At 69.9% G+C, this 19031-nt stretch carries 16 protein-coding genes and 8 pseudogenes; 12 read left to right on the top strand and 12 right to left on the bottom strand.

The window, feature by feature from the left end:
- Positions 1-145: 145 nt before the first annotated feature.
- The gene (locus tag BM536_RS41980; RefSeq protein ID WP_143651074.1) at positions 146-595 is read right to left on the bottom strand and encodes a hypothetical protein; all 450 of its coding nucleotides are present in this window, start codon (positions 593-595) and stop codon (positions 146-148) included.
- Between BM536_RS41980 and BM536_RS36925 the strand changes: the two genes are divergently transcribed.
- Entirely contained in the window at positions 581-1261 is a 681-nt protein-coding gene (locus BM536_RS36925; protein WP_073495423.1) for a hypothetical protein, read from the top strand. The two genes, BM536_RS41980 and BM536_RS36925, sit on opposite strands and share 15 nt — an antisense overlap.
- A 45-nt stretch (positions 1262-1306) precedes the next feature.
- On the opposite strand, the pseudogene BM536_RS40520 reads toward BM536_RS36925, so the two are convergent.
- A pseudogene (locus tag BM536_RS40520) lies at positions 1307-1644 on the bottom strand (IS5/IS1182 family transposase); the annotation flags it as partial.
- Positions 1645-1825: 181 nt separating this feature from the next.
- On the opposite strand from BM536_RS40520, the pseudogene BM536_RS43575 reads away from it, so the two are divergent.
- Positions 1826-2011 (top strand): annotated as a pseudogene (locus tag BM536_RS43575) (IS110 family transposase); the annotation flags it as partial.
- Positions 2012-2028: 17 nt separating this feature from the next.
- Here BM536_RS43575 and BM536_RS43570 read toward each other — a convergent pair.
- A pseudogene (locus BM536_RS43570) lies at positions 2029-2442 on the bottom strand (transposase); the annotation flags it as partial.
- A 182-nt stretch (positions 2443-2624) separates the two neighbouring features.
- Between BM536_RS43570 and BM536_RS36910 the strand changes: the two are divergent.
- Positions 2625-3283 (top strand): annotated as a pseudogene (locus BM536_RS36910) (hypothetical protein).
- A 49-nt stretch (positions 3284-3332) separates the two neighbouring features.
- Here BM536_RS36910 and BM536_RS40015 read toward each other — a convergent pair.
- The 3 genes and pseudogenes from BM536_RS40015 to BM536_RS36895 all read right to left on the bottom strand — a co-directional run.
- Positions 3333-3867, bottom strand: a pseudogene (locus BM536_RS40015) (transposase); the annotation flags it as partial.
- 176 nt (positions 3868-4043) lie between these two features.
- Positions 4044-4793 (bottom strand): IS5/IS1182 family transposase, encoded by a 750-nt coding sequence (locus BM536_RS36900; protein ID WP_073495417.1) that lies wholly within the window; start codon positions 4791-4793, stop codon positions 4044-4046.
- A gap of 380 nt (positions 4794-5173) precedes the next feature.
- Positions 5174-5857 (bottom strand): annotated as a pseudogene (locus tag BM536_RS36895) (MBL fold metallo-hydrolase).
- Between BM536_RS36895 and BM536_RS45120 the strand changes: the two are divergent.
- From BM536_RS45120 to BM536_RS43565, 3 genes are all read left to right on the top strand, one after another.
- Entirely contained in the window at positions 5802-5966 is a 165-nt protein-coding gene (locus tag BM536_RS45120) for a DUF5131 family protein (RefSeq protein WP_107439665.1), read from the top strand. The pseudogene BM536_RS36895 and the gene BM536_RS45120 sit on opposite strands and share 56 nt — an antisense overlap.
- 350 nt (positions 5967-6316) lie before the next feature.
- Positions 6317-6445, top strand: a complete 129-nt coding sequence (locus tag BM536_RS44105; RefSeq protein WP_281258614.1) for a hypothetical protein — start codon at positions 6317-6319, stop codon at positions 6443-6445.
- Positions 6446-6595: 150 nt separating this feature from the next.
- Positions 6596-7000 (top strand): hypothetical protein, encoded by a 405-nt coding sequence (locus BM536_RS43565; protein WP_245873976.1) that lies wholly within the window; start codon positions 6596-6598, stop codon positions 6998-7000.
- 1 nt (position 7001) lies between these two features.
- Here the strand turns inward: BM536_RS43565 and BM536_RS43560 are convergent.
- Positions 7002-7315 (bottom strand): annotated as a pseudogene (locus tag BM536_RS43560) (IS5/IS1182 family transposase); the annotation flags it as partial.
- A gap of 104 nt (positions 7316-7419) precedes the next feature.
- On the bottom strand, positions 7420-9150 hold the full coding sequence (locus BM536_RS36885) for a WD40 repeat domain-containing protein (protein WP_073495414.1): 1731 nt from the start codon (positions 9148-9150) through the stop codon (positions 7420-7422).
- A 350-nt stretch (positions 9151-9500) separates the two neighbouring features.
- Here BM536_RS36885 and BM536_RS36880 point away from each other — a divergent pair, with 350 nt between their 5' ends.
- On the top strand, positions 9501-11645 hold the full coding sequence (locus BM536_RS36880; RefSeq protein WP_245873975.1) for a M4 family metallopeptidase: 2145 nt from the start codon (positions 9501-9503) through the stop codon (positions 11643-11645).
- On the opposite strand, the gene BM536_RS36875 is transcribed toward BM536_RS36880, so the two are convergent.
- Entirely contained in the window at positions 11635-11832 is a 198-nt protein-coding gene (locus tag BM536_RS36875) for a hypothetical protein (protein WP_073497774.1), read from the bottom strand. The genes BM536_RS36880 and BM536_RS36875 overlap by 11 nt on opposite strands.
- Before the next feature lie 382 nt (positions 11833-12214).
- Between BM536_RS36875 and BM536_RS36870 the strand changes: the two genes are divergently transcribed.
- From BM536_RS36870 to BM536_RS36860, 3 genes and pseudogenes are all read left to right on the top strand, one after another.
- Positions 12215-13276 (top strand): FecCD family ABC transporter permease, encoded by a 1062-nt coding sequence (locus BM536_RS36870; RefSeq protein ID WP_094104024.1) that lies wholly within the window; start codon positions 12215-12217, stop codon positions 13274-13276.
- Between the two features lie 24 nt (positions 13277-13300).
- Positions 13301-14059, top strand: coding sequence for an ABC transporter ATP-binding protein (locus BM536_RS36865; protein ID WP_073497772.1), 759 nt, complete (start codon positions 13301-13303; stop codon positions 14057-14059).
- Positions 14060-14076: 17 nt separating this feature from the next.
- Positions 14077-15074: pseudogene (locus BM536_RS36860) on the top strand (ABC transporter substrate-binding protein).
- A 1-nt stretch (position 15075) separates the two neighbouring features.
- Here the strand turns inward: BM536_RS36860 and BM536_RS36855 are convergent.
- A complete protein-coding gene (locus BM536_RS36855) occupies positions 15076-15627 on the bottom strand; it encodes a hypothetical protein (protein ID WP_245873974.1) in 552 nt (183 codons plus the stop codon).
- A 316-nt stretch (positions 15628-15943) separates the two neighbouring features.
- Here BM536_RS36855 and BM536_RS36850 point away from each other — a divergent pair, with 316 nt between their 5' ends.
- Complete coding sequence (locus BM536_RS36850; RefSeq protein WP_094104030.1) at positions 15944-16216, top strand: hypothetical protein; 273 nt, start codon at positions 15944-15946, stop codon at positions 16214-16216.
- Positions 16217-16592: 376 nt separating this feature from the next.
- The gene (locus tag BM536_RS36845; RefSeq protein ID WP_094104029.1) at positions 16593-17042 is read left to right on the top strand and encodes an ATP-binding protein; all 450 of its coding nucleotides are present in this window, start codon (positions 16593-16595) and stop codon (positions 17040-17042) included.
- A 7-nt stretch (positions 17043-17049) separates the two neighbouring features.
- On the opposite strand, the gene BM536_RS36840 is transcribed toward BM536_RS36845, so the two are convergent.
- Positions 17050-17577, bottom strand: coding sequence for a molybdenum cofactor biosysynthesis protein (locus tag BM536_RS36840; RefSeq protein WP_073497770.1), 528 nt, complete (start codon positions 17575-17577; stop codon positions 17050-17052).
- Positions 17578-17646: 69 nt separating this feature from the next.
- A complete protein-coding gene (locus BM536_RS36835; RefSeq protein ID WP_094104023.1) occupies positions 17647-18972 on the bottom strand; it encodes a lipase family protein in 1326 nt (441 codons plus the stop codon).
- Between the last annotated feature and the right edge of the window lie 59 nt (positions 18973-19031).

Raw genomic sequence — 19031 nt, 5'->3', positions numbered from 1 at the left:
GTCGCGATATTGTACCGCTGGCAGAGAGGGCGGGTCTGTTGTGGCCGCCTGCCATGGTGACCCTCGACTAAAAAGGAACATCAATGCATTTACGACGCCCCCTGTATCTCGCTGGCGCTGCTCTGGCAGGTCTTCTGCTCGTCGGCTATGAAGGCAATGAGTACGTCGGCGCAGGCGGTGGAGCTTCCGCGTCGGCCGGTGCGTATTCCGTGGACGGCAGTGAGTATGGGGCTCCTACCAATGCACCTTCGAGCGCCCGGGCCACGGGTGGCGGCAGCCCCGGCAGCCCCGGCAACTCGGGCAGCGGATCGAGCGGCAGCACGCCATTATGAGTGTCGTCGCCCGCTTTCGGGCCATACTGCCCGATCGCCGCGACCGGCGTGGCACCGTAGAGATTGCGCGCCAGTTCGCAGCACGGTGGGGCGCGCAGGACTGTCGTATGGCCGGCCCGGAGGGTGATTGGGTACATGCTGTTGCTGCCCATGTCGAGGTCCATGGGATCGGTGTTGAGATCGATGCCGCGGGCTTTCTTCCCTGTCTGATGCCGGATTTCCTTCGCAGAAATGCAGTTGAAAACGTCATGTTCGGCGTGCACCTGCCGATCTGCAATTGCTCGATTAATCTCCGGCGCTACCGCGACGTCGGTTCCGTGCCGGAAACCCAGTTGTGGCTTGAGGGAACTGACGGCATGTCGTCGAGCGCGCTCGAGTCAGTCGTCGACGATTTTCTCGGCCTTTGCCGTAGTGTGGACGCGCTGTCGCCAGCCGTGGCACTCGATGCAGGCACGATCGGCGGCCATCGCATCGATGTCCCTGTGGTCCCAGATGCCTTCGGCGGGCTTCTCGATTCCTTGGGATCCGCAGAGATCGGGAACTCGTTCAGGCTGCACGTGGAGGCTGGCGCTGGTGCCGGTGTCGACTGGATCGCCGCCGAGGTCGCGAAGCTGCACGATACATTTTCGGATTACCAGTTCCGCATCCACGTCGACGACGCCCATGTCGTCGACCTGTTCTGTTCAGCGTCTCCCGAGGAAGAGGTGGAATTGTACTGGGATTCTGGGCCGGTAGAATGGATTCAAGGAACCTTGCCAAACGGTTTGCGCGGAGACGATGGCATGCTCTACGCGTTAGAGCTGACTGAACAAGAGGACGGCCTGGAGCTCGTTGCGCAGGTCGTTTTTGACCACATTGACCCTGCTGAGGTCATCGCGTGGCTAGAGGCACGATCTGATGTCTCGATGGAATACCTTAGGAATTCATAGTGAGGGCTTCACCCCCTCCGCTGGCCTGTGGAGCCAGGCTTGGAGTCACTTGAGGCGCCGGGTGGTGGGACGCCTGTCCCAGCGGTATCGGCTGCGTCGCGTTGGATGAGGACACGGAAGGTGACGAGGGCGGCGGCGAGGTGAAGATAGAAGTCCACGACAGTACCGTCCCGCACAGGCAGCGGCGAAGTGCCGAGCTCCTTGAGGGCGATACAGGTCTTGCTGCTGTCGTAGCCACGGTCGAGATTGACGTTGACGCGGCCAGGCAGGGCGCCAACCTGCTCTTTTGCAATCGTGAGCGTTGGCTGGAGCAGGGGCGAATCATGGCGGTTCTCTCCTGCAGCCACCAGTCCGATCGGCACGCCGGCCGCCTCGGTGGCAACTAAGAGGTCGTTTTCTCCTGTTGTTTCATCCCGGATGCTGTAGTTGGGCTGGCTTTGCGGGGTTGCGCCAGGAGATGGTGTTGTCGTCGGTGAGGCGTTGGGCCATGAGGTCGGTCATGGCGAGTTGGTTCATGGCTTCGGATCGGGCCGGGAGGGTTTCGTCGTCGCGAGTCAGGTGCCGTCGGAGGGAGCCCGGGCCCACTACGACCGTCGAAGTGAGGCCGGAGATCGACACACGGCCGCCCAGAGGAACCTCTTCAACCGGATGATCGGCTGCCTTCACCACTGCCTCTCCCACCGCGTCCCGTTCAACGAGGCCGTGGCCTTCTCAACCTCTCAAGAACCCCGCCTCACCCTGGCCGCTTGACTCCTTCTTCGCATCGGATGTCTTCTTGCCCGCATCCGTGCCCCGACTTGCGGAAGGCACGCTCGTGGAGGTCTTGACGCTCTGCGCGTCGGTCACACAGGCCGACGGGCTGGCCTGCGGCCTTCCTTCCGCCGCACCAACTCCCGCAGCAGCCCGTTGAGCTGGGCGAACACGCCGTCCTTCTGCCACTTGGCGAAGTAGCCGTAGACGGCTTCCCAGGGCGGAAAGTCATGCGGCAGGTAGCGCCACAGCACCCCGGTGCGGTCCACATACAGGATCGCGTTCAGAATCTCGCCCAGGTCATGCTCGGGCGGGCATCCGATAGCCAGGGCATGCCGGCTCCGTTCGGCCCGCCAGGCCGCCAGCACGGGCTCGACCAACTCCCACCGGGCGTCGGACAGATCACTCGGATATGCACGGCGTTCCTCCATGAACGGGAAGTTCCGCCAGCCGGCTCATGCGCCCAGGCGCGCGTTCTGCCTTCCGGAAGCACGGGTGACTGAGCGGAAAGTTGGCTTTTGAGGACGCTTGTTGGTGGGGGCGCAAGTACTGGCAGCAACGGGTGGGCTTCCGCCCGCGCTACCAGACCTCGCCAGTAAACTCCGCCACCATGATGGCTGCCACTCCCGTATCGCCCGTCCCGGTTGCGCCGGCCGGTTTGACCCGCAGGGCCAAGTCGTTCGTCGAGTCTGAAGGCATCCGTGTTGCCCGACAGGACATCGGGCGTCACCGCGACGCCTGGAGTGAGCACGGTGTCCCGGCTGCGGAGATCGATCGCGCGGTGGCCTTCGAGGACCGTTGGGGCGGTCTCGCCCTGCCACCGGCGCCGTTCTACGAGAGCGGCCCGCGCATCCTGGGCGCAGACGTTCCCGATGGCTCGGCCGCTGAGGCTGGATCCCGGCCGGGGACTGCCGATATTCCATGGCCTACGCATTCATGATCGGCCCCGATGGCGAATTCGGGATCGACGGCTACCTCTGGGCGCCGCTGCATGCCAGTACGGAAGGCTGGGTGGAATCGTTGGCATTGGCCAGCCATGCGAGGCGCTGGGCCAAAACCATCACGAGGATCACCGGCCAGGCCGTCGACTCCCTAGACCTCAAAGGATATGAGCCGGTACCTGAAGTGCAGGGCATGACCGACACCTGGTGGCGGGGCAAGGACTCGCTCATCGCCCTGTATCGGGGCGTGGCCAACGGCATGAGCGACCGGAAATCACTTGAAGCTCATGTCTACGGCGGCCTCGACGAGTGGGGCCTCGATGCCGGCTGACCGTCAGCTGGCGCGGCCGAACCTCCCCGACGGCCGGACGAACCAACTATCACGACGCTGACCGGTTCTGCGCGTCCGCACGGACGAGGCGGCGGAGGCGGATGAGGGCCGCCGAAATACCCAGAAGGTGAGGCAGTGCACGGCCTTACGTTCATACCGCCGATGTAGACGACGGCAGTCAGCAAGCCATGACATCGCGTTCCACGACCCAGCGATGGCTGCCGAGGCGTTGGAAGGACTCGATACCACGGCGGGCGATCCGCGGCACGATGCCGCGCTCGCGCAGCCATCGGCGCAGATGACCATAGTCGTAGCCCTTATCGCCGTGCAGTTTGGCCGGACGACGCCGACGTGGCCCACGGCGCGAGCCGATCGGTGGGATACCTCCAACCAAAGGTTCCAATGCCTGGCTTTCGTGCAGGTTCGCGCCCAAGAGCGCGAGCGAGATCGGCAGGCCCGTGCAGTCGCAGATTTCTGTGACCCCTTCTTACCGCGTTCGGGCGGATTCGATCCCGTCAGGTGCCCCCTTTGAGGGCACCAATGCTCACCGAGTCGATCACGCACCGGGACCAGTCGAGCTGTCCGCATGAGCTCCGCCCCCCTGCCACACCGGAGCCCTCATGGCCCACCGGGTCCTGTCCGCGCGCCTGCTCGCCCGCCCCGAGCCGCAGCCGTGTGGTGTGGGCGGTCAGCCGGGCTAGTAGGACGGCGTGGCTGGAGGAGGAGACCCCGGGCATGGAGTGGTGTTCAGTGAGCGTTTTCAGCGTTGCCGCTCCAGGGTGAGGACGGCGGTGGTGATTGACGACATTCGGTTCGGGCTGCATCGGGCTTTGCGGAAGATCCGCCAGGATTTGAGCCGTGCGATGCCGCGCTCGACCGGTGCCCGGGCTGCGGACAGTGCGCGGTTGACGGTTTGCTGGGTGGGTGTGAGGTCGCGGCCCGGCGGGCGTCTGAGGGGTGTTGTCACCCAGGGGCCGGCGCCGATGTAGGCGCGGTCGGCGAGGATGGGGATGCCCTGGCGTTCGCAGATCCGGATGATGCGGTGGGTGCGGGTCGCGGTCAGGTCGTGGGCACGGCCGGGCAGGGCGGGCGAGATCCACAGCAGTCGTCCTGCTGGATCGGTTACCACCTGGTCGTTCACCCCGTGGCGTCGGTGTTTTTGTGAGAAGTCGGCCCGGCTGTCGCCGACCCGGTCGCACTCTGCGAGGGTGCCGTCCAGCAGGACGTAGTCGGGGTCGGCTTCGCGCAGGGCCCGCAGAAGCCCGGGTGCCCGGTCGGCGAGCAGGTCGATGACGGCTGCCGTGTAGGCGTGGGCGGTGCCGACGGAAATGCCGAAGCCGGCCGCGAGTTGGGCGAGGGTGTCGTGCCGCCGCAGGTACACCAGGCCGACGAGGGCACGCTGGTGCGGTGGGAGCTTGCAGCGGCGGTCACCCTCTCGGGTGACGATGAGCATGGTGACCCACTCGACCAGGGCATGAGGCAGGTCGAGTGCGGCAGGACAGGGAACCAACAGGGCTCCTGTGCCATTGAGTTGAGACGTCGAACACCTCTCTCAACGGCATAGGAGCCTTGTCCGTTGCGGACGCCAACGTGTCACCCGATCAGTGGCCACGCTGAAAGAGCTCAGTCACCCGTTAGTGGGTGAAGCCAAGCTCTCGGCGAGTTCAGCCAGAGCGATGCCGCCGGTCGGGCGTCGGCGGCGCTGATCCGCGGACGGCCAGGACGGTGTCAAGGACGGACAGCGGCGCGGGGGCGGATCCGGGGGCTATGCCCTTGGTCGGGTTGTTTGTGGGGATTGCTTCTGCGGTGGTCGGCCCGGGGTACGTGGGCGGGCTGGGAATGGCCGCTACGGTGAGTTCGTGACGCACCGCAGCGGCGGGGGAATCGAGGTCAGGCCAGTTCCACGCGGTCGATCAGTCCATCGGTGGTGAAGGTGTCCACGAGCTGCTCGCGGCCCTCGGTGAAGTCGGCCCAGCTGTCGAAGTGGACCGGCACGATCCGCCGGGCGCCCAGGATGCGGGCGGCCCTCGGCGGCCTGAGCGCTGTCGAGGCTGAGCAGCGCGCGGTCCAGGACATCGGTGCTGACCGCGCCGGCGAACAGCACTGCGGTGTCCACCGGGCCGAAACGGTCGGCGATCCCTCGGACCGGGGAGAGCTGGGCGCTTTCACCGCTGAGGTAACAGGTGGGCAGGCCATCGCCGCTCAGGACGTAGCTGGCGACCTCGCCGACGATGGGTCCCCAGGGCCATGCAGGGCCGGGACGCCGGTGACGGCGATCGTGCCGCCACCGGGGCGGTCGAGCTCGATGGGCTCCTAGTTCTTCAGGGGCGTGCGGTGCCCGAGCCTGCCCGCGCCACTGGGCGTGGTCAGGGCAAGGGGGACATCGGCGAGCAGGGTCCGGCCCGAGGCATCGAGGTTGTCGTCGTGCTCGTCGTGCGACAGCAGCACCACATCGATCCGGCCGAGGTCAGCGGGCGTGGCGGACGCGGGCGCGGTCTTGGCCAGCCCCGACGGGTAGGTGCCGGGAGCATCGAAGGTCGGGTCGGTCAGGAACCGCCAGTGGGCGCGGTCCATACGCGACCAGTGCGGATGGGCAGAAGTGCCGTTCTTCCCCAAGCAATGGGGGAGCCCATGTAACCGAAGCCCACGGACACAACCGGGGCCGCCTCACCCTCATCGATAGGCAGGGCCGCATCAGCGACCACGAAGGAGACCTCGCCCCGCAGGACACCGTCCGTATGCGCCGCGGCGGCAAGAAGAGCGCCGGCAGGCTCCTGGACGGCCAGACACATGACGCCATGCCCGACCCTGCCGCCCTCCTGAGCACGGCCGTGACATCAACCCCCTGAGCACCGCCTGCCCCCGGAGTGCCGCGCCTGGCCTGGGCGATCATTGAGACGCTGCGGCACACCAGAGTTCGCGCTGAGGAACTCACCGAGCTCACCCACCTCGCGCTGGTCTCCTACAAGCTCCCGGACACCAACGAAGTCGTCCCGCTCCTCCAGATCGTTCCCTCCAAGCAACGAAGAACGGTTGTTGCTGGTCAGCCCGGAACTCGCCAGCGTTCTGGCCACGATCATCAAGCGCCTGCGCGACGCCAGTGACGGGAAAGTGCCGCTGATCTCCCGCTACGACTCGCGTGAGCGCGTCCCGGGCTCCTAGCTGCCGCACGTTCCAGCGCCGCACCTACTGGCAGCCGCAGGCCATCAGCGAGGCCAGCATCAAGCGCGCACTCGACCGGACTCTGGAGGCCGCCGGACTCCGCGACCTGGCCGGCGAGCCGTTGCGTACACCCCGCACGACTTCCGGAGGATGTTCGCGACCGAGGCCGTCACCGGCGGCCTGCCCGTTCATATCGCAGCCCGAATCCTCGGTCACAAAACGCTGACCACCACCCAGGCTTACCTCGCCGTCTTCCAGGACGACCTGGTGCGCACCTACCGAGGCTTCCTCGACCGGCGCCGGGCCGAGCGCCCCCAAGAGGAATACGCGAGCCGATCGCGGCGGAGTCGCACGACTTCCAGCAGCGCTTCGAGCTCCGCAAGGACTCCCTCGGCACCTGCGGGCGCCCTTACGGCACCCCCTGCAAGTCTGCATCCGCTGCCCCGTTCTCCATGCCCTGTCTCACATTCGGTGGTGACGGAGGGTGGACGCCGGCGGACAGGGTGCCGTGCCCTCACGCCGTGCAGGCAGTGCTTGGCGGAAGTTTCGGCGTAGCGGCTGTCGAATCGATTGCAGTCTGTAATAGGCGAGGGAGCGCGATCTGCGTGGGCCGGGCGACCAGGCCCAGTCCGATCAATTCGTCGCGGCGGTTACGGATCGTAATGGCAGAGCATGTCGAGTCGGCGATCGCCTCGCAGGAGCATCCGAGCCGCAGGATCTGCAGGAGTTTGTCAAAGACGATGGGGCTGCCGATCCGGCGGCGGTGGCAACCCAGCGGACGCGAGGAGGCGGACCCGGGCCACACTGCTGCAGCAGGGCCGCGAATTGGTCCCAAAGCGGATCGGTCAGCCATGCTGGCAGAACGGACACACGTCATCTCCCCGTGATCACAGAGGGGCGAAACTCCGTGATCACCGCAGGCAGCGTCGTGTCTGGTCGTCTGCAGGCTCCGCCCGTTGTCTGTCTGCGGCCTTTCAACGTTGATCTCCTGGTACGGCCTCGTCGAGCGCCCACCGGAGCAGTACCCCGCGCTGTGTACCTACGAGCACCGCGTCCCCGCTCGGCGGTGAGTACAGGCTCCGTGGTGCGTCGTTGGCGCTTTTCAGCGAAAGGCGCGTCTGCAGCTGGAGACCGGCCAAATCATAGACGCAGACCTGCATGTCACGGTCGACTGAGAGCAGCCACCGGGAGCCCGCGAAGACCGGCATGATGTCGGTCGGGCATTCGAGTTGGCCGAGGACGCGACCGTCGCGGATATCGAAGACCACAATTTGTCCCTGGCTCCGGAGGGCAAGGAAGTCCCCATTGCCACCGAACACGACGTCGTCGTTGGGTGACAGCCGCGCGAGGCCCTGCAGCATGACCGGCTCGGCGCGGTAGCCCGACTCCGCGCGGAGCCGTACGACCCTGGGCTGGTGTCCGTGGCCGTAGGTGAACTCCCATTCCAATGTCAGGACGTCGTTGCCTGTGAACACGGCGCCGTTCGGTCCAGGGACCTTGCCCTCTGTATGCCACAGCGTGGCCTCGTCCGCACGGCGGATCAGCCGGGACCGGGTCTCCCAGGTGCCGGTCGCTGTCTGAGTCCAAAGGAGTTGCCCGTCCGCGGAGGTGTGCCAGGACCGGGTTGCCGGCGGCAGTCGGAAGGGGAATACCTCCGGTGTGCCGTCGGTGAGCCTCCGGCACCATTTTTGGTCCCCGTACCGCGACGTGGCAAGCAAGAGCCGGCCATCAGCACTGAAGCGTGGAGACAGGCCAACGCCGAGAGCACCACCGAACACCTGGCGCGGCTCGCCTGTGTGCGTGCTCCAGACACGGATCGTGCTGTCATTCCCTGCCGTGGCGGTCAACGATCCGTCGGGTGAGCACACCACCGCGTCGATCGCCGCATCATGTCCCACGCTGGTGCGGTGCTCGCGCCCCGCAGCAGTACTCCAGGCAGAAAAGACTGCGCCGTTCCACAACACGGCCCGCTGGCCGTCCGCCGAAAAGCGAACCCGGCCGTGCGAGAGCTGATGCGTAGCGGCTTGAGAGCCGTCATCAAGCCGATGCTCGTGGATGGCCGATTGCTCGCGGCCGGTCCCGGACATATGCACGAGCACCGTTTCGCGCTCCTCGCACACTGCGAGGGCGCGGCTGACGCCTTGCCCACTGATCCTGCGGCTGACGCTCCACCGCGGGCGCCGTGCTCCCGGTTCCAAACAGAACAACTCGACAGTATTGCCGCCGGTAAGGCGCGTTCCCAACAATTCGCCTGCCCCCGTGGGCATGCTTTGCAACGGTGCTGCAGTCCACCGTGCCAGCTCGCGGCCCGCAGTCCGGTCCCACAGCGCCACATGATCCCGATCCGGGCGGAACGACAACAGCCGACCGTCACCCGAGATGGACAGCGGTGGAAACCCCCTCATCCGTGCGATCTCCTCGCCGCTCGAGGTATCAAACTCGGCAACGACACCCTGCACGCTGCTAGCCACAATGCGATCCGCACCAGCCAAGAAACGCGCACCCGACCATCCGCCGCGCCGTTTCCACAGAAATCTCCCGGTCGCAGTGCGGAGTGCCAGCGAGCCGCGATGGACGAAGGCCACCTGCTGCCCGTCCGGCCGAACGTCTACCGGGAACGCGTGCGTCACACCGAGGTCGTGGCTTTCGGAGACGATCCCATGCTCCAGATCGGCCCGATGCCACACCGCGCCCTTCGACGCCACTCCTACGGGCTTCGACGAAACAATGAATGCTTCCGACGCTAAGCACTCCGATGGCACAGCGAGCGAGATACTGGGCCACAGCCTCCCCACCCAGCTTCCGTATATGCGTTGCAGGCGCGCCGGTCCGGCAGGCACGAACCCCGCACACTCGGGCGGTAAGTCAAATTCAGGCATGCCCAAATGTACCGCCTGGCACGAACACGCCGCGAAGCACGACCCTTGACGATCCCAGAGCGCCACCACTCTGCGGCCACACTGGTCTGGACCTGAATATTTCTCAGCGCACCCACACCACTTAGAAGCCATCTCATTTGGCGTGTTCGGTAGGATGTCGGCCGTGGTGGGGATCGTTGAGCGGCTGGTGCCGGACGAGTCCGCGGGCCGGCGCCGCACCGGCCGCCCTCTCGCCCGCCCGGCGGGCCGCGCTCGTCCGCGGCGCACAGGCCGCGGCCGGCGACACCGCGCACCGCCTCGACCTCGGCACGCGGGTGAAACTCGTCGTCAAGGACGTCCTCCAGGACGCCGACGGCACCACGCACACCCGCTACGAACGCACCTACGCCGGACTGCCCGTCCTCGGCGGCGACCTGGTCGTGCACCTGAGGAACGGCCGCACCACCGTCTCCAGGGCGAGCGAGGCCACCCTCACGGTGCCGTCGCTCACCCCGAGGCTGCCGGCGGCGAAGGCCACCGGAAAGGCCCTCGCCGCCGCACGCGAGGCCGACATCGCTCGCTCCGCGGCCGAGGGCACCCCGCGCCTGGTCGTCTGGGCCGGCGAGGGCAGGCCGGTCCTGGCCTGGGAGTCGGTCGTCGAAGGCGTCCAGCGGGACGGCACGCCCAGCGAACTGCACGTGGTCACCGACGCGACCTCCGGCAAGGAGATCCAGGCCTCCGAGCAGGTCCACACCGGCAGCGGCACCGGCCAGTACAACGGCACGGTCACCGTCGGCAGCACCCTGTCCGGAACGATGTACCAGCTCGTCGACGGTGACCGCGCGGGGCAGCGGACGTACGACCTGAACCAGGGCACCTCCGGGACCGGCACCCTGTTCTCGGACGACAACGATGTCTGGGGCGACGGCACCCCCGGCAACCGCCAGACCGCGGGCGTCGACGTGGCCTTCGGCGCCGCCGCCACCTGGGACTACTTCAAGGACGTGTACGGCCGCAACGGCATCCGCAACGACGGCGTCGCCGCCTACAGCCGCGCCCACTACGGCAACAACTACGTCAACGCCTTCTGGTCCGACGACTGCTTCTGCATGACCTACGGCGACGGCTCCGGCAACGCCAAGCCGCTCACCTCGCTCGACGTGGCCGCCCACGAGATGAGCCACGGCATCACCAGCGCGACCGCCGACCTGACGTACGCGGGCGAGTCCGGCGGCCTGAACGAGGCGACCTCGGACATCTTCGCCGCCGCGGTGGAGTTCCACGCCGGCCTCACCGCCGACGTCCCCGACTACCTCGTCGGCGAGAAGATCGACATCAACGGCGACGGCACCCCCCTGCGCCACATGGACAAGCCCTCCAAGGACGGCTCCTCCCGCGACTACTGGAGCTCCACCCTCGGCAGCGTCGACGTCCACTACTCCTCGGGCCCCGCGAACCACTTCTTCTACCTGCTCTCCGAGGGCAGCGGCACCAAGACCGTCAACGGCGTCACCTACGACAGCCCGACCTACGACGGCCGGGCCGTCACCGGCATCGGCATCGAGAACGCCGCCGCCATCTGGTACCGCGCGCTGACGACGTACATGACCTCGTCCACGAACTACGCCGGTGCCCGTACCGCCACCCTCCAGGCCGCCGCCGACCTCTTCGGCGCCTACAGCCCCACCTACCTGAACGTCGCCGACGCCTGGGCCGGCATCAACGTCGGCAACCGCGTCGCCCTCGGAGTCAACGTCGCCCCGATCGCCGACCAGACCAGCGGCGTCGGCCAGGCGGTCTCCCTCCAGGTGGACGCCTACACCACCAACAGCGGCTCCGCCCTCACCTACGAGGCCACCGGACTCCCCGACGGCCTGACCATCAGCGACACCGGACTCATCTCCGGCGTGCCGACCACCACCGGCACCGGCCCGGTCACGGTCACCGTCACCGACGGGACGGGAGCCTCCGTCACCCTGGACTTCGACTGGCGGGTGGCCCACGTGTACGCCACCACCACCCGCGTCGACATCCCGGACGCGGGCGCCGCCGTGGAGTCGCCGATCACCATCGTCGGTCGCGGCGGCAACGCCTCCTCGGCCACCGAGGTGTACGTCGACATCGTCCACACCTACCGAGGTGACCTGACGGTGGATCTGGTCGGCCCCGACGGCACCGTCCACTCACTGCTCAACCGCAGCGGGGGCTCCGCCGACAACGTCGACCAGACCTTCGTCGTCGACGCCTCGGCACAGCCCGTGGACGGCACCTGGAAACTCCGCGTGCGGGACCTCGCGTCGATCGACGTCGGCTACGTCCGGCGCTGGCAGCTCACCCCCTGACGGGAGCCGGCCGGGCCCGATGGTCCACGACACCGGCCGCGTGTGCGCGTACCGCCGCGTCCGAGGCCGGTGCCGGCTCGCCGTCGCGACCGGCGCACTGATCGCCGGCGTCGTCCTGCCGCACGGCCTGCTCCTGGCGGCGGGCCTCGTCCTGGCCGGCCTGTCCGCCCAGTTCCTCGCCCCGCACCTGTTCCGCACCTGTTCCGCAGCTGTTCCGCCCTCACGCGTCGCGCCCGCGCCGGAGTCTCCACGGCCGCGGCCCTTGCGGCCGCAGCTCTCTCGTAGCTCTCTCGGCCGGACAACCTGCGGCCGAGGCCACCGTGAAGCCGCCGAACGGCGTTTGTTAGGCTCCGGGGGCCTTCCACGGGGGAAGTCCGGTGAGAGTCCGGCGCTGACCCGCAACGGTGTGCGCGACGACCTGATGGTCCGTCACGTGAGCCCGATCGCCCGTGGTGGGCAGCGACCCGTTGACTGCTCGCCGAGGACTGCGAGAGGGGGACCGCGCGGCCCGCGGGCCGTACGGGCTGTCTCACGGTCCACCAGGCGGCCTGAGGTGAAGGACCGCCCTCGTGCTCCGAAGACCTACGGCGAGCCGCAGCCGTACGCCTCTCGCGCCCCTGGCCGGCGCACTGGGCCTCGTCCTGCTCCTCTCCCTGCTGTGCGCGGTCGCCCTGGGCGCCACGGGCCTCGGGGGCGCGCAGGTGCTCCGGCTGCTGTGGGCCGGCCTCACCGGCGGGACCGTCCCCGCCCGGGACGGCGCCGCGTACACCATCGTCTGGGAGATCAGGCTGCCGCGCGTCGTACTCGGCGCCGTCGTCGGGGCCGGGCTCGCCTCGGTCGGTGTGGCCGTGCAGGCCATGGTCCGCAACGCCCTCGCCGACCCGTTCGTGCTGGGCATCTCCTCGGGCGCCGCCGTGGGCGCCAACGCCGTCATCCTGCTCGGCGCGTTCGCGGGTCTGGGCGTGTGGGCACTGTCGGTGTCCGCGTTCGGCTCCGCGCTCGCCGCGATGGCCTTGGTGTACGCCGTCGCCCGCTCCCCGAGCGGTCTCACCCCGCTGCGACTGATCCTCACCGGGACGGCACTGGCGTACGGCTTCGAGGCCCTGACGACCGTGATGGTGTTCGGCGCGGCACGGGGCGAGGCGGCCCGCTCGGCGATGATGTGGTTGCTGGGCAGCCTCGGCGGGGCGACCTGGGCCCAGGTGCCGATCGCCGCCGTCACCGTCACCCTCGGCTGGGCCTGGCTGCGCCGGCGGGCCGAGGCGCTCAACGCCCTGGCGATGGGCGACGAGACCGCCGCCGCGCTCGGCGTCCGACCGGCCACGCTGCGCCGGGAGCTGTTCCTGGTGACGGCGGCCGTGACCGGGACCGTCGTCGCGGTGAGCGGAGCGATCGGCTTCGTCGGCCTGATGGTGCCCCACCTCGTGCGGATGGTCGTCGGCGCCGACCACCGCCGCGTGCTGGTCCTGGCCCCCCTGGCCGGAGCCGTCCTGCTGGTCTGGGCGGACCTGCTGTCCCGGCTCCTGCTCGCCCCGGCCGAACTCCCCGTCGGCGTCGTCACCGCCGTCGTGGGAGTACCGGCCTTCCTGCTGCTCATGCGGCGTGGCGGTCACACGTTCGGGGGTCGTTGATGGTGTGCCGTGGGGGAGGGGACCATGCGTCTTGATCTGGAGGGCGTCACCGTCGAGGTGGCCGGCGCCCGCATCGTCGACGACATCCGGCTCGCCGTCCCCGAGGGCGCGTTCGTCGGACTCGTCGGGCCGAACGGCAGCGGCAAGTCGACGCTCCTGCGCTGCGCCTACCGCGCCCTGCGCCCCGACGCGGGTGTGATCCGCCTCGACGGGGACGACGTACGCACCATGCGGCCGGCGGCCGCCGCGCGCGTCCTGGCGGCCCTGCCCCAGGAGTCCGCCGCCGAGTTCGACTTCACCGTCACCGAGGTGGTCGCCATGGGACGGCTGCCCCACCGCGAGCGCACCGCGCGCACCGACCGGGACATCTGCGCCCACGCCATGGAGAGCACCGGCGTGGCCCACCTCGCCGACCGCGGGTTCCTCGCCCTGTCCGGCGGCGAGAAGCAACGCGTGCTCATCGCCCGCGCGCTGGCCCAGCAACCCCGCGTGCTCGTCCTGGACGAACCCACCAACCACCTCGACATCGCGCACCAGTTGGAGATCCTCTCCCTGGTGCGCGCCAGTGGCCTCACCGCCCTGGCCGCCCTGCACGACCTCAACCTCGCCGCCGCCCACTGCGATCTGCTGTACGTGATCGACGACGGCCGCATCGTCGCCACCGGCACCCCGGCCGAGGTGCTCCGGCCGGCCCTGCTCGCGGACGTGTTCGGCGTCCACGCGCACCCCGTACGGCATCCCGTCACCGGCACCGTCCAGCTCCTGTTCGACCTCCTCCCGTAAGGAACCCCGTGCCCGCCCTGCGCCCCCTCGTCCTGGCCGCCGCCCTCACCCTGACCGCCGTCACCGGCTGCGGTGCCACCGTGGAACCGACGACGACCACCGACGCCAAGGCCGTCACCCTGACCAACTGCGGCCGGGAGGTCACCTACGACAAGGTCCCCGAACGCGTCGTCACCAACGACGTCGGCATCACCGAGCTGATGTTCGCCCTGGGCCTGGAGGACCGCATGGCGGGCTTCGCCATGCCCGACGACAAGGGAGACCTGACCGGCGTCCCCTGGAAGGACGGCTACGACAAGGTGAAGTGGCTGTCCAAGGACCAGCTCACCAAGGAGAACGTCCTCGACGCCCGCGCCGACCTGGTCTTCGCCGGCTGGAACTACGGCTTCCGCGAGGAGGGCGGCTTCACCCCGGACGCCCTGAAGAAGCTCGGCATCCCGTCGTACATCCTCACGGAGTCCTGCCGCAACGGCCGCACGGAAAGCTCCCGCGGCATCATGCCGCCCCTGGAGGCGCTCTACACCGACCTCACCAACCTGGGCAAGCTGTTCGGCGTCGAGAAGCGCGCGGCCGACCTGATCGCCGGATTCAGGAAGCAGGTCGCCGCCGTCCGCGCCGGGATCCCCGCCGACGCGCCCGGCCCACGGTCTTCCTCTACGACAGCGGCCAGGACCAGCCCTTCACCTCCGGCCGGTACGCCGCCCCCGACCAGATCATCAGCGAGGCCGGCGGCATCAACCTCATGCACGACGTGGCCGACTCCTGGACCACCGTCGGATGGGAGAGCGTCGTCGCACGCGACCCGGACGTCATCGTGATCTGCGACTACGGAGACGTCGGCGCCGAGCGGAAGAAGGACTTCCTCCTTTCCTACGCCCCGTTGCGCGACGTGTCGGCGGTCAAGCACCGCCGGATCGTCGTCCTCGACTACGTCGACCTGGTGGAGAGCCCCCGCAACCCGGCGGCGATCGCCCGCCTCGGCGCCTATCTGCGGACGGTACGGACGGACGGCTGACTCAGGCGCGGCGGGGCGGAGCCGGGGGGCCGAGGGCCGTGATCTCGGTCAGCGGGGTCCCGCCCGCCCACAGCGACAGGCGGGCGCCGTCCAGCAGATGCGTGTGGGTCTGGCGCGCGGCCCACACCTCGTCGCGGTGCGAGAACGTGCCGCGGTGCACGACCAGCCGCACCCGCCGTCCGGACCGCCACCGCGCCCGGCACGAGCAGGCGCCGTCCTCGTCCGGCAGCGGCTCGGCCACCGGCCGGAACGCCACGTCGAGCAGCCGTCCCCGCCGGTCGCGGGCGGCGAGATGGACGGTGTCGTGCGCGGACGGCGGCAGCACCCGCCAGCCGTCCCGCCGCAGCATCCGCGCCACCGCGACCACCAGCGCCGACGGATCGAGATCCGCCAACTCCTCGGCGGTGTAGTAGCCGTGGCGCCGCCGCGCGGGCCGCCGGGACCGCCGCAGCGCGACGACGGCGACCAGGCCGAGCGCCACCAGGACCAGGGCCGGGACCCAGGGGCCGACGGCGCGGCCGGCCAGCGCCAGGGCCGCGGTCGCGGCACCCACGCGAGGACCAGCGCGGCGAGGCCGGGCAGCACCTCGCGCAGCCCCGGCCCGTAGCGGCCCGAGGCGCGCAGCTCGCGCACGGTCCGGCGCCGCCGGGCGCGCCAGGACCGCCCGCCGACGCTCGCTTCCCCCCGCGTGCCCCCAGAGCCGGCACCCCCCACCCCGTACACCGCGATGTGCCAGGAACGGATACCTACCCGCAGTGTGATGAAATGCCTCCGCTCGGCACTTTTCGGCCATCGGCTTGGCCGAAGTGCGGCAGGGCGGACGGCGGCTCGACGGGCCGTTGTCAGTGGCGGGTGGGAAGCTGCTGGTCATGGACGAGGCTGACTTCATGCGGGGCCGGGTCTACGGCGCCGACCACGAGGACGCGGCGCCCCGCCCGGACCGCGAGTACGCGGAACTGGTGGGCGGCCCGCTGGACGGGCTGCTGCTGGACGTCACCGACCGCCCCGGCGGCGACCTGCGCGAGGTGGCGCTGACCACCGAGATTGGCCGCTACGGCCCCGGCGGCTGGGCCCTGTACGAAGAGCGCCCCGGCGACATCCGCCGCTTCGACTGGCGGGGAGACGCGCCCGGCACCCCCTGACGGCCCAGCAGGGGTCCGGCGGGGACGCCGTGCGACGGTCGAGGGTCCGCCCGTCCTGGGCCGGTTCGCGTACGACGACGCCGTCGTCCTGCCCGGCGACGGCGGCGCCTCCGCCGACTTCGGCAGCATCCGTCGGCCCGTCCTGCCCGGGGCGAAGCCACCGGCCCAGGGCGGCGGCGAGACGGCGAACCCCGAGCGGTTTCGTGGCCGGCTTCGCCGGGGGAACACTCCCGCCGGCGGCCGGGGCGCGGTACGGCACCGGACGCCGGGAACGGGTATCCGCTCCGGCGTTCTCCGACAGTGGTGCCGCTGGGGCGTAGGAGTGCGATTCGGGGGTATGCGCGCGGTCATGAACGGGGTAATCAAGGCGGTCCGCATGGCACCTGTCCCTCCCGACGAGGGTTCTCCGCGTCCCGATCGGGGCCGGGTCGAGACGACGATGGCCCTGGACGGGGAGAGCGGCTGCATCGCCGGGGCGCGGGAGCTGACGGGCTCCTTCCTCGCGAGCGTGCAGCGCGAGCACGGGGTGCCGGTGTCGGCCCGCACTATGGATCTGTCGCAGCTCGTGGTGAGCGAACTCGTCACCAACGCGCTGCGTCACGCGCCGGGCCCGGCCCTGCTGCACCTGTGCATCGCCGGTGCCGCCGTGGAGATCGCGGTCTGGGACAGCGAACCGGCGCTGCCGGTGCCGCGCGGGGCCGATCCGACGAGGGTGGGGCAGCACGGCCTGGAGATCGTGATGGCCGTGGCCCAGGCCGTCGACATCGTACGGGAGCCGGTCGGCAAGCGGATCGTCGCCCGGCTGGGGCTGCTGGACGGCCTGTAGGCGGCGGTCAGGCGGACGCCGTGGAGGTCTCGTCGCCGAGGACGCGGAACGTCGCTCCGCCGACGGTCAGCACCCCGTCCGACAGGGGAGTGCACCGCACGCCGCCGTTCCCTCGCAGGGCACGCTGCGCGCCCGGTCCGACGGTGACGTCCAGCCACGCGCACGGTCGTGCCGGACGGTTCACGGCGAGGGTCACGGCACCACCCCCGGAGTCGAGGACGATCGTCGAGCCGACGAGGGCGTCGATGTCGACGCCCCGCAGCAGGATGTTGCGGCGGGTGTGCCGGAGATCGGCGTCGGGGGCGATGTCACGGGGAAGGCTCTCGGCCGCCATCACCGTCACCGAGGCGTTCCGGTGGGCGGGCCGGCCGAAGTAGCGGTCGCCGACCAGCCCCAGACCGGCGCGGACCCGCACCGACGGCACGAGTTCGTCGCCGGGCCCGTCCAGCGGCCCGCCCGACGGCCCGTCCCCGGGCCGCCCCGAGAACCGGTGCACGGGCGACACCAGCAACTGCACGATCTCCACCTCGGCCATACCGCCCACCCTAGGCAGGGTTCGGCCCACGGGGGACGGCGGCCGTCGTTCGCCCGGTCCCAGGGCTTGTCAGGGCTTGTAGGGAAGGCCGGCGCAGTTCGAGCCGGCCGGCCTGCCTTCGAGGCGGTCGGTGAGCCAGGAGATGGCGTCGCCCTGGTCGGTGAGCAGCGGGGCGAAGTGGTTGAGCAGGGCGTTGCCCAGCGGCAGCAGGACGACGGGCTTGTAGGTGACGTCCGCCCCCTTCGCGCACCAGGCGACGGCGAGGTCCCGGGCCTGTCCGTGCGGTACGAGGTTGTCGGCGGTGCCCGTCGCCACCCGCACCGGGGAGGCGGGCCTGAGCCTGCCGATGCGCTGATCGTCCAGGAACGCCTTCAGCGCGGGCTCGTCCTCGATGATGGCGCCGAGAGGGCGGCCGTCGGTGGTCCAGGCGGTGCTGCGTGCCGAGTTGTAGGCGAGGAGGGCGTCCCCGACGCACATGGTGGACAGATCCCTGAGGGCCGCCCGGCCGGCCGCGCTGAGGTGCGCGTCCGCGATCGGCTTCAGCTCCGGGTCGGACTCCAGGAAGCCGTTGACCGACCAGCCGAGCGCCCCGGCGAGGTCGCTGCCGTCGATGGCCGCGGTGACGGCGACCAGGTCCGCGGGCGGCGCCCCGGCGTAGGTGCCGGCCAGCGGCACGTCGGGGGCGTACGTCGGCTGGAGTTCGGCGGCGGCAGCGGTGGCCCCGCCGCCCTGGCTGTAGCCGAACAGCGCCACCCGCGAGCCGTCCGTGAGCGACGTCCCGTCGAGGGAGCGGGCCGCGCGGACGGCGTCCAGCACCGCGTGGGCCTCGTCGACCCGGTTGACGTAGGTGTGCAGCCGGTCCGTGGTGCCCAGGCCGGTGTAGTCGGTGACGACGACGGCGACACCTCGGGCGAGCAGGCGGTAGATGGCCAGGTCCTCGTAACCGACCGACACCGTCTGTCCGTTGAGCAGGAGCGGGCGTTCCAGGCCGAGGGACGCGGCGCACTGGTCGCCCTGTCCCATGGTCCCCGGGGCCACGGCGACCAGCGGCCGTGGCCCGGTGCCCCGCCAGGCCGCCGTCGGTTCGATGTAGGCGCCGGTGACGGCCGTCGGGCGGCCCGCCGAGTCCGTGGACCTGTACATCAGGCGGGTCGCCCGGCCGGGCAGCGGGCCGTTGACGCCGGGCAGGCTCAGGGCGAGGGGAAGCCGTTCGGTGCGGATCAGCGCGCCGTCGTCGGCCGGCAGAGAGGCGGGCGGGGTGTAGAAGGCGGGGATGGTGACCCCGCGGGAGACCACGGGTTCGGTCGGTGTCGCGGCGCCGGCCGGAACGGCCGTGGTGCCGAGGCAGGCGCGGCCGTGACGGCCCGCGGCGAGCAGGCGGGTGGGGGCGGGCATGGCGGACCTCCGGGGGGAGAAGGGGAGGCCGAGCCTCACTCTGCGGCTCGGCTGACGCG

It is taken from the genome of Streptomyces phaeoluteigriseus (genome assembly GCF_001896135.2).
Lineage (GTDB): Bacteria > Actinomycetota > Actinomycetes > Streptomycetales > Streptomycetaceae > Streptomyces > Streptomyces phaeoluteigriseus.
This window is presented reverse-complemented; position numbering and strand designations above follow the sequence as displayed.

Coding starts and splice junctions, on each gene's coding strand:
- BM536_RS36850 (WP_094104030.1), top strand. CDS start 15,944: ATGGACGAGGCTGACTTCATGCGGGGCCGGGTCTACGGCGCCGACCAC.
- BM536_RS43565 (WP_245873976.1), top strand. CDS start 6,596: ATGTTCGCGACCGAGGCCGTCACCGGCGGCCTGCCCGTTCATATCGCA.
- BM536_RS36925 (WP_073495423.1), top strand. CDS start 581: ATGTTCGGCGTGCACCTGCCGATCTGCAATTGCTCGATTAATCTCCGG.
- BM536_RS36835 (WP_094104023.1), bottom strand. CDS start 18,972: ATGCCCGCCCCCACCCGCCTGCTCGCCGCGGGCCGTCACGGCCGCGCC.
- BM536_RS36840 (WP_073497770.1), bottom strand. CDS start 17,577: ATGGCCGAGGTGGAGATCGTGCAGTTGCTGGTGTCGCCCGTGCACCGG.
- BM536_RS36865 (WP_073497772.1), top strand. CDS start 13,301: ATGCGTCTTGATCTGGAGGGCGTCACCGTCGAGGTGGCCGGCGCCCGC.
- BM536_RS36845 (WP_094104029.1), top strand. CDS start 16,593: ATGGCACCTGTCCCTCCCGACGAGGGTTCTCCGCGTCCCGATCGGGGC.